The sequence below is a fragment of the Phaeobacter sp. JH20_08 genome (genome assembly GCF_048056635.1).
GTDB lineage: Bacteria > Pseudomonadota > Alphaproteobacteria > Rhodobacterales > Rhodobacteraceae > Phaeobacter > Phaeobacter bryozoorum.
The window spans coordinates 391,826-406,454 of record NZ_JAYMVV010000005.1; the positions used below are offsets into that span (position 1 = coordinate 391,826).

At 64.5% G+C, this 14,629-nt stretch carries 15 protein-coding genes; 13 read left to right on the forward strand and 2 right to left on the reverse strand.

The genetic code is table 11. From position 1 onward, the window contains the following. The first annotated feature begins 102 nt into the window (after positions 1-102). Positions 103-2,298 carry a primosomal protein N' gene (locus VWY75_RS03875; RefSeq protein ID WP_340544588.1) on the forward strand — a complete coding sequence of 732 codons (2,196 nt, stop codon included), beginning with the start codon at positions 103-105 and terminating at the stop codon, positions 2,296-2,298. Positions 2,299-2,427: 129 nt separating this feature from the next. On the opposite strand, the gene VWY75_RS03880 is transcribed toward VWY75_RS03875, so the two are convergent. Continuing rightward, positions 2,428-3,492 (reverse strand): YeeE/YedE family protein, encoded by a 1,065-nt coding sequence (locus VWY75_RS03880; RefSeq protein WP_416537308.1) that lies wholly within the window; start codon positions 3,490-3,492, stop codon positions 2,428-2,430. Between the two features lie 130 nt (positions 3,493-3,622). Between VWY75_RS03880 and VWY75_RS03885 the strand changes: the two genes are divergently transcribed. From VWY75_RS03885 to VWY75_RS03895, 3 genes are all read left to right on the forward strand, one after another. Beyond that, a complete protein-coding gene (locus tag VWY75_RS03885) occupies positions 3,623-4,858 on the forward strand; it encodes an MFS transporter (protein WP_340544592.1) in 1,236 nt (411 codons plus the stop codon). A gap of 108 nt (positions 4,859-4,966) precedes the next feature. Then, complete coding sequence (locus VWY75_RS03890) at positions 4,967-5,839, forward strand: 50S ribosomal protein L11 methyltransferase (protein WP_416537309.1); 873 nt, start codon at positions 4,967-4,969, stop codon at positions 5,837-5,839. Between the two features lie 105 nt (positions 5,840-5,944). Beyond that, positions 5,945-6,289 carry a hypothetical protein gene (locus tag VWY75_RS03895; protein WP_260086218.1) on the forward strand — a complete coding sequence of 115 codons (345 nt, stop codon included), beginning with the start codon at positions 5,945-5,947 and terminating at the stop codon, positions 6,287-6,289. A 206-nt stretch (positions 6,290-6,495) separates the two neighbouring features. On the opposite strand, the gene VWY75_RS03900 is transcribed toward VWY75_RS03895, so the two are convergent. Then, the gene (locus tag VWY75_RS03900) at positions 6,496-6,714 is read right to left on the reverse strand and encodes a DUF1127 domain-containing protein (RefSeq protein WP_340544595.1); all 219 of its coding nucleotides are present in this window, start codon (positions 6,712-6,714) and stop codon (positions 6,496-6,498) included. A 361-nt stretch (positions 6,715-7,075) separates the two neighbouring features. Between VWY75_RS03900 and ruvC the strand changes: the two genes are divergently transcribed. From ruvC to tolB, 9 genes are all read left to right on the forward strand, one after another. Next, on the forward strand, positions 7,076-7,573 hold the full coding sequence (gene ruvC / locus VWY75_RS03905) for a crossover junction endodeoxyribonuclease RuvC (RefSeq protein WP_340544597.1): 498 nt from the start codon (positions 7,076-7,078) through the stop codon (positions 7,571-7,573). Continuing rightward, positions 7,570-8,259 (forward strand): Holliday junction branch migration protein RuvA, encoded by a 690-nt coding sequence (ruvA, locus tag VWY75_RS03910; protein ID WP_416534705.1) that lies wholly within the window; start codon positions 7,570-7,572, stop codon positions 8,257-8,259. The genes ruvC and ruvA overlap by 4 nt, the downstream gene beginning before the upstream one ends. A 111-nt stretch (positions 8,260-8,370) precedes the next feature. Then, positions 8,371-9,402, forward strand: coding sequence for a Holliday junction branch migration DNA helicase RuvB (ruvB, locus tag VWY75_RS03915; RefSeq protein WP_340544600.1), 1,032 nt, complete (start codon positions 8,371-8,373; stop codon positions 9,400-9,402). A 307-nt stretch (positions 9,403-9,709) separates the two neighbouring features. Continuing rightward, entirely contained in the window at positions 9,710-10,378 is a 669-nt protein-coding gene (locus VWY75_RS03920; protein WP_340544602.1) for a hypothetical protein, read from the forward strand. A 40-nt stretch (positions 10,379-10,418) separates the two neighbouring features. Further along, positions 10,419-10,805 carry a tol-pal system-associated acyl-CoA thioesterase gene (ybgC, locus tag VWY75_RS03925; protein WP_416537310.1) on the forward strand — a complete coding sequence of 129 codons (387 nt, stop codon included), beginning with the start codon at positions 10,419-10,421 and terminating at the stop codon, positions 10,803-10,805. Positions 10,806-10,919: 114 nt separating this feature from the next. Further along, positions 10,920-11,615 carry a protein TolQ gene (gene tolQ, locus VWY75_RS03930; protein ID WP_027247939.1) on the forward strand — a complete coding sequence of 232 codons (696 nt, stop codon included), beginning with the start codon at positions 10,920-10,922 and terminating at the stop codon, positions 11,613-11,615. A gap of 3 nt (positions 11,616-11,618) precedes the next feature. Then, positions 11,619-12,107 (forward strand): protein TolR, encoded by a 489-nt coding sequence (gene tolR, locus VWY75_RS03935; RefSeq protein WP_260114293.1) that lies wholly within the window; start codon positions 11,619-11,621, stop codon positions 12,105-12,107. 13 nt (positions 12,108-12,120) lie between these two features. After that, a complete protein-coding gene (locus VWY75_RS03940) occupies positions 12,121-13,272 on the forward strand; it encodes an energy transducer TonB (protein ID WP_416537311.1) in 1,152 nt (383 codons plus the stop codon). Continuing rightward, positions 13,269-14,609 carry a Tol-Pal system beta propeller repeat protein TolB gene (gene tolB / locus VWY75_RS03945; RefSeq protein ID WP_340544609.1) on the forward strand — a complete coding sequence of 447 codons (1,341 nt, stop codon included), beginning with the start codon at positions 13,269-13,271 and terminating at the stop codon, positions 14,607-14,609. Before VWY75_RS03940 ends, tolB begins: the two co-directional genes overlap by 4 nt. Positions 14,610-14,629: the final 20 nt, after the last annotated feature.

Sequence of the window (14,629 nt, forward strand, 5' to 3'; positions counted from 1 at the left end):
GAGCTGAGCAGCAGGCCCGGGCTCAGGCACCAAGGCCGGGGCAGAACCAGCAGGGCGTGGAAACACCCGGCCCCGGCGGATGGGCAGAAGAGGCAGAAACGCGTGCAGGAGCAGGCATTTTTTCACCAAGGCGACCGGGTTGGCGTCCTGACGACACAGCCGCTGGACCGCGTCCTTGACTATCGCGCGCCCGAGGGCGGCTGCCATCTCGGCGCCTATGTCGAGGTGCCGCTCGGCCCGCGCCGTGTGCTCGGGGTGATCTGGGGGCCGGGGGCAGGCGATTTCGATTCGGCCAAGCTGCGCCCGGTGAACAGGGTGCTGGATGTGGCCCCGATGCGCGATGAAATGCGCCAGTTCCTCGCCAAATCCGCCGATTACACGCTGACGCCGCTGCCGGCGATGCTGCGGCTTGCGACCCGCGCACCGGGCCTCTCGGATCCCGTTTCCATGCGCAAGGTGCTGCGCCCCACCGGCCAGATGCCCGACCGCATGACCGATGCCCGCGAACGGGTGCTCTCGGCCGTGGCGGAATACGGCGGCCTGGCCTTCACGGCGAAGGAACTCGCGGATCTTGCCGGGGTCACAACCTCGGTGGTCAAGGGGCTGGTGAAACAGGGCGCCCTGCGCGAAGAGGACGCGCCGCGTGATCTGCCCTATCCGCGCCTCGACCCGGACCTGCCCGGCAAGACCCTGACCGACGATCAGGCCGCCGCCGCCGCCACACTTGGCGAGGGGGTCGCCAGTGGCCGCTACGGCACCACACTGCTGAAGGGCGTCACCGGCTCCGGCAAGACCGAGGTCTATCTGGAGGCGGTCGCCGCAACCTTGCGCGCAGGGCGCCAGGCGCTGGTGCTCTTGCCGGAAATCGCCCTGACGGCAGAATTCCTGAAACGGGTCGAGCAGCGCTTTGGTGCGACGCCCGCCGAATGGCACTCGGGCGCGACGATGACCGAACGTCGCCGGGTCTGGCGCATGGTCGGGCAGGGCAAGGCGCAGCTGGTGATCGGCGCGCGCTCGGCGCTGTTTCTGCCCTATCAGAACCTCGGCCTCATCATTGTGGATGAGGAACATGACACCTCTTACAAACAGGACGAAGGGGTCTGTTATAATGCCCGCGACATGGCGGTGCTGCGCGCGGCCATGTGTTCGGCGCAGGTGGTGCTCGCGTCGGCCACGCCCTCGCTGGAGACCTGGGCCAATGCCGAGGCAGGCAAATACAGCCGTCTGGATCTCACCTCTCGTTTTGGCGCCTCGGTGCTGCCAGAGATGCGCGCGATCGACATGAGGGCGGAAAAACTGCCCGCCTCGACCTGGATCTCACCAACACTGAAACAGGCAATGACAGCCCGCATGGAACGCGGCGAACAATCGCTCCTGTTCCTCAACCGCCGTGGCTTTGCGCCGGTCACCATCTGCCGTGCCTGCGGCGGCCATGTGACCTGCGACCACTGCGATTCCCGCATGGTGGAACACCGTTTCATGAAGCGGCTGATGTGCCACCAATGCGGCGAGACCAAACCCGTACCGGACGCCTGCCCAACCTGCCAGGTCGAGGGCAAGATGGCCCCCGTCGGCCCCGGTATCGAGCGGCTGGGCGAAGAAACCGCCGCGCTGTTCCCAGAGGCCCGGATCGCGGTCCTGTCCTCCGATCTCTTCGCCTCCGCCCGCGCCCTGAAGCAACGGATCGAGGAGATCGCCGCAGGGGAGGCCGATATCATCCTCGGCACCCAACTGGTGGCCAAGGGGCATAACTTCCCGCTGCTCACACTGGTTGGCGTGATTGACGCGGATCTTGGCCTGCAAGGGTCGGATCTGCGCGCGGCGGAGCGAACGTTCCAGCTGATGCGGCAGGTCGCAGGGCGGGCCGGGCGCGCCGACAGGCCGGGCGAGGCGCTGATGCAGACCTTCCAGCCCGAACACCCGGTCATCCGCGCGATCCTCTCCGGCGATGAGGAAGCCTTCTGGAAGGCCGAAGCCGCCGAACGTCACGCCGCAGGCGTACCGCCTTATGGGCGGATGGCGGGCATCATCCTGTCGGGGCCGGATCTGCCTGCGGTGATGGATCTTGGCCTGACACTGGCGCGCAATGACATGCCACTGCGCCAGATCGGCGCGCAGGTTTTTGGTCCGGCACCGGCGCCCATAGCGCGGATCCGCGGCCGCCACCGGGTGCGCCTGCTTGTGAAGGCCGACAAGGGGACGCCGCTACAGGATGCAATCGCCCGCTGGATTGGTCCGATACGTCTCAAGGCGGATCTGCGTCTCTCCGTCGATATCGACCCGCAGAATTTCTTCTGAGGAATCCGATGGGGGCGCTGCCCCCGGCCTCTCGGCCTCCCCCGGGATATTTCCGGCCAGAAGATATCTGCGGCTTGTCATCTTCTGGCATCAAATATCCCGGAGCGCGAGGCAGCGCCTCGCATGTGGTCAGGCCAGCGCCGACATCCGCCGCTGATCGGTCAACACATCGGTCAGCACCGCCCCGACCCACATGGAAAACAGCGCAAGCCAGGCGGTGCCCGCAAAGATCGATCCGCCGGTGACACCCGCACCGATGGCGCAGCCACCCGCCAACATGCCGCCAAAGCCCATCAGGGCCGCGCCAATCATCGCCCGGCGCATCGTGGCAGCGTCGTCAAACGCCTGCAGGCGCATCTCTCCACCAACGGCAGCCGCCAGCATCGCGCCGCCAAAGACCCCTGCAACCAGCCCGATATCGAACTCCAGAACCGAGGCGCGATCGAGGAAAAACATCAGCATCCGTGCCGAGGGGCCGGTGAAGGTCACGCTTTCGATCTGCACCGGATCAAAGGTCACCTGTGCCAGCGCCGAGGTCAGCGCCCAGCCAAGCGCCACCGCAAAGCCGACGCCAGATGCAAAGATCAGCCGACCCGCGCCGATGCGGTTCTGTGCGGACAAACCCAGCGCAAGGAGTGCCGTTAGCAGGCCAATGACCAGCCCGGACCACTCCGGCAGACCGGCTGCGGTCAGCAAATCCAGATTGCGCCCGCCAGAGGTGATCCAGAGCCCGGCCAGATAATCCCTCAGGGGCGCCAGATGCCCGGAAAGGCTCATCTGGGCGGTCACGGCAAAGATCAGCCCCGACACCACCGAGCGCAGGTTTCCGCTCGCGGCCAGCACCAGCAGCCGACCCGAACAGCCCCGCGCCAGCACCATGCCGATGCCAAAGGTCAGCCCGCCGATGATGGCGCCGGACCAGCTGCCCGGCACCGCCATCATCCGCGCCTCATCGGTATCGATCCAGCCCAGCAGCCGACCGGCCTGCACCCAGACCAGCGCGGTCGAAAACGTCAGCAGCCAGACCGAGACCCGGTCCCCCATCCGGCCCCGGGCAAATTCCACCGTGGCGGCCCGCAGGCAGAACCGTGAGCGCTGCGCCGCCACGCCAAAGATGCCACCGGTCAAAGCCCCGAGCAGGGCCGCCGCGCCGGGTTCGCCAACCCATTCGACAAATCCGATAAATCCGTCCACCCGCAGCCACCTTTCATGAAATTCCACTTTGCGAATATGATTTCCGATGCACTCGTGCATTGATGCAGATCAGATGTGCGGGCGGCTTTTTTTCTCGCCAGCGGCGGCCGATCGGCGTAGAGCCGTGGGCATGTTCAAACCTGTCCCCACCGAAGCTGCGGCGTCCCTGCCGCTCTGGCGCCGCCCCACGACCTTGCTGTTTGTGATGGCGCTGACCATGCCGATTGCCTTCAACACCTGGAGCGCGCTGCTCAACAACTTTGTGATCGAGGCCGCGAATTTCGACGGGGCTGACATCGGCCTGCTGCATACGGTGCGCGAGATTCCGGGGTTTCTCGCCATCGGGGTGATCGCGGTGATCCTGTTTGTGCGCGAACAGGTGTTGGGGCTGGTCTCGTTGATGATGCTGGGGCTGGCGACCGCCGTCACGGCGTGGTTTCCCAGCCTTGGCGGGCTGCTGACCATCACTCTGCTCAGCTCGATCGGGTTTCATTACTATGAGACGGTGAATCAGTCTCTACAGTTGCAATGGCTGCCCAAGCTGCGGGCGCCACAGATCCTGGGCTGGCTGGTGGCGGCGGGATCCGCGGCAACGCTGGTGGTCTACAGCCTGATTGCCCTGCTGTGGGAGCCGCTGGGCCTGACCTATAATATCGTCTTCCTGCTGGCGGGGGGCACCACCACTGCGATGGCGCTGTTCTGCCTGCTGGCCTATCCGCAGTTCGACGCGCCGCATCCGCAGACCAAACGCCTGATCCTGCGCCGCCGCTACTGGCTCTACTATGCGTTGCAGTTCATGGCCGGGGCGCGGCGGCAGATCTTTGTGGTTTTTGCCGGCTTCATGATGGTGGAGAAATTCGGCTTTGCCGTGCATGAGCTGACCAGCCTCTATCTGATCAACCTGGTGGTCAATATGATTGCGGCACCGCTGCTGGGGCGCGCTGTCGCCCGCTTCGGCGAGCGCCGCACGCTGATTTTTGAATACACCGGGCTGGCGCTGGTCTTTGCCGCCTATGGCGGGCTCTACTGGTTCAGCTGGGGCGTGGTTCTGGCGGGCGTGCTTTACGTTGTAGACCATATCCTGTTTGGGCTGGCGCTGGCGCTGAAGACCTATTTCCAGAAGATCGCCGACCCGTCAGATATTGCGCCAACCGCTGCGGTGGCCTTTACCATCAACCATATCGCCGCGGTGGTGCTGCCAGTGACGCTGGGGTTGCTCTGGGTGGTGTCTCCTGCTGCGGTCTTTGCGCTGGCGGCTGGGATGGCGATGATCTCGCTGATGCTGTCGCTGCTGATCCCGCGCCATCCCGAACCCGGCAATGAGACGATCTTTGCCAAGTGGCAGGGCACCGCCCCGGCAGAATGACACGCGCGGCCCGCGCCCCAGTCCCAAAGCGGGGCGGGCAGGGTCACGGCTCTTGACCTGCGCCGCCGACGGGCCTAGGCGCTGTGCAACCATTGCCCGGAGACCGCCATGCCCACCTTTACCGCCCTCACCACCCTGACTGGAAAAGCCCCCGCCGAAGCGCTTGGCGAGGCGATGGAGCGCCTGATCCCGGAACCCACCGGTCTGGGCGTGTTCGAGGTCGAGGACGGCTCCGGCCTGTGGGAGGTCGGCGGCTATTTCACCGAGACCCCGGATGAGGCCGGTCTGGCGCTGCTGGCGACCATGTTCGATGCCCAGCCTTTTGTGATCTCTGAACTGCCCGAGACCGATTGGGTCGCCCATGTGCGGCGCGAACTGGCGCCGGTGGAAGCGGGCCGTTTCTTCGTCTACGGCAGCCATGATGCCGACAAGCTGCCCGCTGATCGCATTCCGCTTCTGATTGAGGCGGCGATGGCCTTTGGCACTGGCCATCACGGCACCACCCTTGGCTGCCTGAAGGCGCTGGACAAGCTGATCGACGACGGCTTCGTCGCCGGGAAAGTCGCCGATATCGGCTGTGGCACGGCGGTGCTGGCGATGGCTGCGGCGCGCGTCTGGGATGGGCAGATCCTGGCCAGCGACATTGATCAGGTCGCCGTGGACGTTGCCGAGGCCAATCTGAAGGCCAATGACATGGAAGGCCGTGTGCAATGTCTTGAAGCCGCCGGTTTCGACGCCCCGGCACTGGCCGAGGCGGCCCCTTACGATCTCATCTTCGCCAATATCCTGAAAGGCCCTCTGGTTGCATTGGCCCCGGATGTGGCCGGCCATCTGCGCGACGGTGGCTATGCGATTCTCTCCGGTTTGCTGAACGAACAGGCCGATGAGGTGCAGGGTGTTTATGCACAGAACGGCATCAATCTTGTGGAATGCACCGAGATTGGTGACTGGACGACGCTGCTTTTGCAGAAAAAGGGCTGAATCGTTCAAGTTTGTTGAGCATTTTAATGACCCGCCCCAAAATGGTCCCATTCCCTACCTAAACATTAATATGTGGATGGTGGGAGCCATTGCAGGGTTTTGGTTATGGGTGAACACAGTAACAATTTCTATGCTCGGCTTGACCGGCTGGAACGCAAACACGGGGCCATGGCGCGCGGCTATACTGCCAAAGTGCGCGCGGATGGGTTGATCGTGGTGGCGCCGCGACGGGTGCAGTCGCGGATCTCCGGCCGATCATTGATCCTGTTTGTCGCGGCGTTTCTGCTGTTCAAGGGCTTCTTGATGGCAGCGCTGGGATTTGGCAGCTACGACTATCGTGTCGACCAGCTGCGGGCGGGAACGGGGCTGGAAAAAGCCGGTGCATTTGTCATGCAGCGGGATCCAGTGTCACAGTTCCTGGCCGAGAAGATCGGACCTGTGCTGCGGTAGAGGGACAGGCTGGCGGGCCATGTGTCGGGCGCTGGGGGGCATCCGACACAATCCGGCCGCGCGGTCATGTCCGACGCAGCAGGGTTACGCCTCGGCATCGACGTGCAGACCAAAGCAACCAGAAAACGCCGCACTCCATCAGGAGGCGGCGTTTTTCATGTCTCTCGGATGATAGGTTCTGGATGATCCAGACCCACGTGCCAACCTCAGAAGACCGGCTTGCCCTCGGCAACGCGATCGATATCCGCGCGGGACAGGCCGATATCGGCCAGTTCGCGGTCGCTCAGCTGACCCAGGGTCTGGCGGGTGGCGCGCGCGTCGTTCCAGTCGATAGCCGCGCCCAGAAGGCCGGTGATCATGGCGCTGAAGCGGCCAAACAGGCTGCTGGTGCCATAGGTGGTGCGGGTGGTGTCAAATGCAGCCATGTCCTCGTCCTTTCGGAGGTTGAATTGAACTCTTCGCCCTGTGGCGATGGACGGCAATTAGTCATCTGCATGACGGCTGACAATCGCTGAAATTGCATGTGTCATATGCGCTTTTTGCATGGCTTATGATCCATAAAAACAAGGGAAAAGGCCGATTTTTTACCTCTTGGAAAGGAATGTCGGTTTCCCCGCCGGAGAGGGTCGTTTTCGGAACAGGATTCACGTGTTTTTGCGCCACAGGTGCCGCGCGGCATCCCCGCAGGGCACATCGCACAGGCCTGTAAAGCAATTGGACATGTTCGCCTTTTGTGCTAATCCTGAGCAAAATCAGACCTCCACACCGGGCAGGGATAGGGCAGACATGCGAATATTGGGCATTGATCCGGGGTTGCGAAACCTCGGTTGGGGGGTGATCGAATCACGCGGCACCCGTCTCAGCCATATCGCCAACGGCGTCTGCACCTCCGATGGCGATGATCTGGGAGAACGGCTGCTGTCGCTCCACAATCAGGTGATCGAGGTGATCGCGGCCTACCGCCCCGATCAGGCCGCCATCGAACAGACCTTCGTGAACAAGGATGGTGCCGGCACGCTGAAACTGGGGCAGGCGCGGGGCGTCGCCCTGATGACATTGGCGCAGGCCGGTCTTCCGGTGGGTGAATATGCCCCCAACCGCGTGAAGAAAACCGTGGTCGGCGTGGGTCATGCGGCCAAGGAACAGATCCTGCATATGGTCAAACTGCAACTGCCCGGCTGCCTGCCCAAGAACGCCGATGCAGCGGATGCTCTGGCCATTGCCATCTGTCATGCGTTTTATGGGGGCACGCAACAACGCCAGCTGAAGGAGAAGCGCGCGTGATCGGAAAACTCACCGGGCGTCTGGAGTACCGCAGCAGCGATCACGTGCTGATTGATGTGCGCGGCGTCGGCTATATCGTCTATTGCTCCGACCGCACCATGGCTGCGCTGCCGGGCGTCGGCGAGGCGGTCGCGCTCTATACCGATATGGTGGTGCGTGAGGACCTGATGCAGCTCTATGGCTTCCCTTCGCTGGTCGAAAAGGAATGGCATCGCCTGCTGACCTCGGTGCAGGGGGTGGGGGCGAAAGTCTCGCTGGCCATTCTCGGCGCGCTTGGCCCCGATGGAGTCAGCCGCGCGATCGCGCTGGGGGATTGGGCGGCGGTGAAGGCCGCCAAAGGGGTCGGCCCCAAGACCGCGCAGCGCATTGTTCTGGATCTCAAAGACAAGGCGCCGGGTGTCATGGCGATGGGTGGCACCGTCGTCGACGCCATGGATGGGCCGGGGCTGGATGTGGTCGAACCCGCCGAGCCGGTGAGCACGGCCAGGAAACCACGCAAAGCGCCACCCAAGGCCCCCTCCGGTGCCGCAGCTGCTTCTGCGGGGGCGCTCTCTGCGCTTGGCAATCTGGGCTATGGTCCCTCCGATGCCGCCGCCGCCGTGGCCGAGGCGGCCGCCACCTATCCAGACGCCAATGAGGCCGAGCTGATCCGCGCCGCCCTGCGGCTGCTGGCACCGAAAGGCTGATGGTGTGAGAGTATTGAAAAAAATAGGACAGTGCCCGTCTGCGGGCGGACGGGCACTGCCCGGCCTGCCGATCGGAGTAGGGTTTAAAGAAACCAGATTGGAGTCATCAGAATGATTGACGCCGATCCCACCCTGCGTCCCGCGCCTCTGCCCGAAGACAGCGCCGCCGAAAACGACCGCGCCCTGCGCCCGCAGGGGCTGGGCGAATTCATCGGTCAGGCCGAAGCCCGCGCCAATCTGCGTGTGTTTATCGAAAGTGCGCGCCGCCGCGGCGAGGCGATGGACCACACGCTGTTTCATGGCCCCCCCGGTTTGGGCAAGACCACCCTGGCGCAGATCGTCGCCCGCGAACTGGGCGTCAACTTCCGCATGACCTCCGGGCCGGTTCTGGCCAAGGCGGGCGATCTGGCAGCGATCCTGACCAATCTGGAATCCCGCGACGTGCTGTTCATCGACGAAATCCACCGGCTGAACCCGGCGGTGGAGGAGGTGCTCTACCCCGCGATGGAGGATTTCGAGCTGGATCTGGTGATCGGCGAAGGGCCGGCGGCGCGCACCGTGCGGATCGAGCTCCAGCCCTTTACCCTGGTCGGGGCCACCACCCGCATGGGCCTGTTGACCACACCACTCAGGGACCGGTTTGGCATTCCAACCCGGTTGCAGTTCTACACCATCGACGAGCTCTTTGAGATCGTCAGCCGCAACGCCCGCAAGCTGGGCGCCCCCGCAGATGACGACGGCGCCCGTGAGATCGCGCGGCGCGCCCGCGGCACCCCCAGGATCGCCGGCCGGCTCCTGCGCCGCGTCGTGGACTTCGCGGTTGTCGAGGGCGATGGCACCATCACCCGGGAACTGGCCGATGGTGCGCTGACGCGGCTGGGGGTGGATCAGCTGGGTCTGGATGGCGCGGATCGCCGCTATCTGCGGATGATTGCCGAGAATTATGGCGGTGGTCCGGTCGGGATCGAGACCATGTCGGCGGCCCTGAGCGAAAGCCGTGATGCGCTGGAGGAGGTGATCGAGCCCTATCTGTTGCAGCAGGGTCTGATCCAGCGCACGCCGCGCGGGCGGATGCTGGCGCATAAGGCCTGGACCCACCTTGGGCTGACGCCGCCACGGGGGCAGGGCGACCTGTTGCTATAGCGGCTCATCTGCCGCGCAGGCGCGTCAGTCCTGTCGCGGATTGGCGTCAAAACAGTCTGAAAGTGTTAAAATGGGTTTGAAGAATTGGACTCAATTTTAGCGTATGTTTCGCGTGCGAAACATTTGGTCACGCCTGCTGACCTAAGTGACAAGGCCTGAATGAAGCGCCGCGCCAGGCGCGGCGCTGCCTCCGGCGGGGATATTGTGGGCCAGAAGATGCACAGTGATACCCGGTCGCAACCCTTGCCGTTGATCCCGTGAGCGGGCATTAAGCCCATTCAAGACCGCAGTCCGACTAGAGAGCCGCATGATGACCCCAGCCGAGATCGAAGCCCTGTTTACCCGTGCCGATGGCTCTTATGCCTTTGCCCGTTGGGGGCGGCCGATTGCGCCGATCGTCTTTGGCGTGGAGGACAGCACGCTGGCGACCGTCAAGGGGGCGATCGAGGCGGTGGTGACCCTTGCAGGGCATCAGATGGCGGAGACCGATCCCGAGCTGGGCTCCAACCTCATGGTGTTTTTCTTTCGCGACTGGGACGAGCTGATGGGGGTGCCGGATCTGGACCGGCTGATCCCGGGGCTTGATCCGCTGCTTGAGCGGCTGAAGGCGGCGGATGCCAGCCAGTACCGCGCCTTCCGCTTTGACGATCAGGGGGCCATTCAGGCCTGTTTCGTTTTTCTGCGCATGGGCGGCGCGATGGCAAAGCTGCCTGCCGAAACGCTCGCCCTGACGCAGGCGGTGCAGGCGATCCTGATGTGGGGCGACAGCGCTTTTGCCAAGACCTCGCCGCTGGCGGTGCTGCCGGAGACGGGCGCCACCATCCTGCGCCCGGATATCGCCGGGGTGATTGCGGCGGCCTATGATCGGATGATGCCGCTTGCGGCATCCGACAGCGCCCATGCGCTGCGGCTCTTTGCCCGGCTGCAGGCACCGATTGAGCCCTCGGCCGACGCCTCTGGTCAGGCCAGCCACTGAGCCGCGCGCCAGCGCAAAACGGGGCAGGAGGCCCGGCAGAATGATCCATCGCTTTCCGGTTCGGGTATATTACGAAGACACCGACATGGGCGGGATTGTCTATCACGCCAATTACCTGCGGTTTATCGAACGGGCGCGCAGCGACTGGGTGCGCAACCTTGGCAATGATCAGAACGCCATGCGCGAGGCGGGGCTGATCTGGGTGGTGCGGCGGATCGAGGCGGATTACCTCGCCCCTGCCAAATTCGACGAAGAGCTGCGGATCGAGACCGAGGTGCAGAAGGTCACCCCTGCGCGGCTCACCATGTCGCAGCGGGTGTTTCGCGGCGAGACGGCGCTGTTTCGCGCCATCGTTACGGTGGTTTGCGTCAATGCCGGGACCGGCGCGCCGATCCGCCTGCCGGCAGAGATTCGCGCATTGCTGTAACAATTCCTGCTGTCACGGCTGTTTCATTGGCTTTTGACCTTGAACTGCGATAGCCTTTTGCCAAATGAAAGCCGGAAAACGGCTGGAAAACGGCCAAAAACATAGAGCAGGTCCATGGAAGCAGAAACTCTGGCGTTGGCGCAGGAGATTGATTTCTCCATGTGGGGGCTATTCGCGCGGGCGACCCTGACGGTCAAATTGGTGATGCTGATGCTGGTTGTCGCCTCCGTTTGGTCCTGGGCGATCATCCTGCAGAAACTGATCAACTATCGTCTGGCCCGTCGGGAGGCGGCGGAGTTCGACCGTGCCTTCTGGTCCGGTGAGCCGCTGGATGGTCTGTTTGACCAGATCGGCCCGCAGCCCAAGGGGCAGTCGCAGCGGATCTTTGCCGCCGGGATGACCGAATGGCGGCGCAGTCATCGCACCGACGGGGCGCTGATTGCGGGTGCGCAGGCACGGATCGAGCGGTCGATGGATGTGGCGATCGCCAAGGAAAGCGAACATGTGCAGAGTGGTCTGTCGATCCTGGCCACCGTTGGGTCCACCGCACCGTTTGTCGGGCTGTTCGGCACCGTCTGGGGCATCATGACTGCCTTTATCGAGATTGCGGAACAGCAGAACACCAACCTCGCCGTTGTGGCGCCGGGCATTGCCGAGGCGCTGATGGCGACGGGGCTGGGGCTGCTGGCTGCGATTCCCGCGGTGATTTTCTACAACAAGCTGAGCGCGGACAGCGACCGGATCATCGGCAGCTACGAAGCCTTTGCCGATGAGTTTTCCACCATCCTCAGCCGCCAGCTGGATTCCTGATCCATGGGCGCCTCGGTTCAACCCAATGCCGCCAACGGGCGCCGCCGGGGACGGCGGCGCAGCCGTGCGCGGCCGATGGCGGAAATCAACGTCACGCCCTTTGTCGATGTGATGCTGGTGCTGCTGATCATCTTTATGGTGGCGGCCCCGCTGATGACGGTGGGCGTGCCGGTGGAGCTGCCAAAGACCGCCGCAGGCGCGCTGCCCGGCGATGAGGAAGAGCCGCTGACCGTGACCATGACCGCCAGCGGCGAGATCCAGATCCAGACCACTGCCGTGGCCCCGGATGAGCTGATCGCCAAACTGCGCGCCATCGCGGCAGAGCGGACCTCCGATCAGGTGTTCCTGCGTGCGGATGGGGCTATCCCCTATGAGGCGGTGATGCAGGTGATGGGGGCGCTGAATGCCGGTGGGTTTTCCAGCGTTGGTCTGGTGACCGATGTGGGTGGTCCAACCCTTGATGGGCGGGCTGTCGAAGACAGCGGGCAATAGGCGGGGCACGGGTGTGCAGACCGGAACCAAGATCTCTGTTGCAGGCCATGCGCTGCTGGCGGGCTGGGTCGTTTTCGGCGCCTGGTTCCCGTCCGAGCCGCTGCCGATGGCGGTGCAGGATGTGTCGATCATCTCGACCGAGGAATTCGCCCGGCTGAGCCAGCAGCGCGCCGCGCCAGTGGTGGCCGATACCGCCGGCGATCTGACCCAGCCCGAGCCGGAACCCGCACCGCAGGTCACACCACCGCCGGAGCCGGAGCCCGAACCGCAGATCAGCCAGCCTGAGCCGGTGACCCCGCCCGAGCCTGACACCGAACTGGCCGAGCGCCCGGAGCCGCAGCCGGTTGAGCCGACACCGCCGGTGGCCGCGCCCGCGCCGCCCGACGTGCCGGACACGACCACGGTGACACCGCAGCTGGCCGAGCGTCCGCAGCTGCGCCCGCTGGACCGCGTCGCCCCGACCCCGGTGGCACCACCGGAGCCGGACACCCGGATTGATGATGTGGCCCAGCCAGAGGTCTCCGATGAGGTTGGTTCCGAGCCTGCCCAGGAGTCCCAGCAGGCCACGGCAGAGGCGGCGGCCAACGACCGGATCGTGACCGAGGAGGTCGAGGCGCAGACCGAACAGGTGGCCAGCGCTGCACCTGCGCAGTCACTGCGGCCCCGGACCCGGCCAGCGCGGCCGACGCGGCCGGAGCCAGTCGCACAGCCCGAACCGGAACCTGCCACGACTGAGCCGGTCGAGCCTGACCCCGCGCCGGATCGCTCTGATGCGGTGGAGGATGCGCTGGCCGCAGCCCTTGCCGGTGGTGGTGAGGTGGCAGCGCCGGAACCCTCGGGCCCGCCGCTGACCAGTGGCGAAAAGGATGCGCTGCGGGTGGCCGTGCAGCAATGCTGGAACGTCGGCTCGCTGTCATCGGAGGCGCTGCGCACCACCGTGGTGGTCTCGGTCGCGCTGACACCGGATGGTCGGCCCGAGGAGGGCAGTATTCGGATGCTCTCCAGCACCGGCGGATCGGGGGCTGCGGCCAATCAGGCCTTTGGCGCGGCGCGGCGGGCGATTCTGCGCTGCGGTGCGCGTGGTTTCCAACTTCCGTCTGACAAATATGCGCAATGGCGTAATATCGAAATGACCTTCAATCCCGAAAGGATGCGGATCAAATGAGGACATATCTGGCAACGCTCGTGATGGGCGCGACCCTGCTGGGGGCGGCGGTGATGGCACCGGTTTTGCCTGCGCAGGCACAGGATGGCCCGCTGAGGATCGAAATCACCGACGGGGTGATCGAACCCTTGCCCTATGCGGTGCCCGGCTTTGTGCCGGAAACCCCTGCCGCCGCCGAACTGGCGCGTGAGATTTCGCGGGTGATTGCCGCGGATCTGAGCGGCACCGGCCTGTTTCGTGAAGTCCCGGCCTCGGCCCATATCGCCAAGGTCACCGATTTCGATGCGGCGATCGGCTATGCCGACTGGAAAGCGGTGAATGCACAGGCGCTGATCACCGGCGCTCTCAGCGTGAATGGCAACCGGCTGACGGTTCGGTTCCGGGGCTATGACGTCTTTGCCGAAAAGGAGCTGGGCACCGGTCTGCAGTTTTCCGGCACCACCGACGGCTGGCGGCGCATGGCCCATAAGGTGGCGGATGTGATCTACAGCCGCATCACCGGCGAAAGCGGGTATTTCGACAGCCGGGTGGTGTTTGTTTCCGAAAGCGGGCCAAAGGACGACCGGCGCAAGCGGCTGGCGGTGATGGATTACGATGGCGCCAATGTGCAATATCTGACCAACAGCGCCTCCATCGTGCTGGCGCCGCGGTTCTCACCCACCGGCGACCGGGTGCTCTACACCAGCTACGAGAGCGGCTTTCCGCAGATCCATGTGCTGGATGTGGGCAGCGTGCAGCGTCGGGTGCTGTCGGCGGACAATGGCATCATGAGCTTTGCGCCGCGCTTTGCGCCGGATGGGCGCACCGTGGTCTACTCGCAGTCGCAGGGCGGCAATACCGATATCTTCACCATGGATATCGACACCGGCACCCGGACCCGGCTGACCAGTGCGCCGTCGATCGAAACCGCCCCGTCGTTTTCCCCCGATGGCAGCCAGATCGTCTTTGAAAGCGACCGTTCCGGCGCGCCGCAGCTCTATGTGATGGCGGCAACCGGCGGCGAGGCCCGGCGGATCAGTTTTGGCGCGGGGCGCTACGGCACTCCGGTGTGGTCGCCGCGCGGTGACATGATCGCCTTTACCAAGCAGAACAAGGGCCGGTTCCATATCGGCGTGATGCGGACCGATGGCAGCGAGGAACGCCTGCTGACGGCCTCCTTCCTAGATGAGGGGCCGACCTGGTCCCCGAATGGCCGGGTGATCATGTTTACCCGTGAAACCCAAGGGGCCAGTGGCCGGGCGCTGCTCTATTCGGTGGATGTATCGGGGCGCAACCTGAAACCGGTCCGCACCCCCGATGGCGCGTCGGATCCGGCGTGGTCGCCCTTGCAGAACTGAAGTGTCGCGCGCCTGCCATA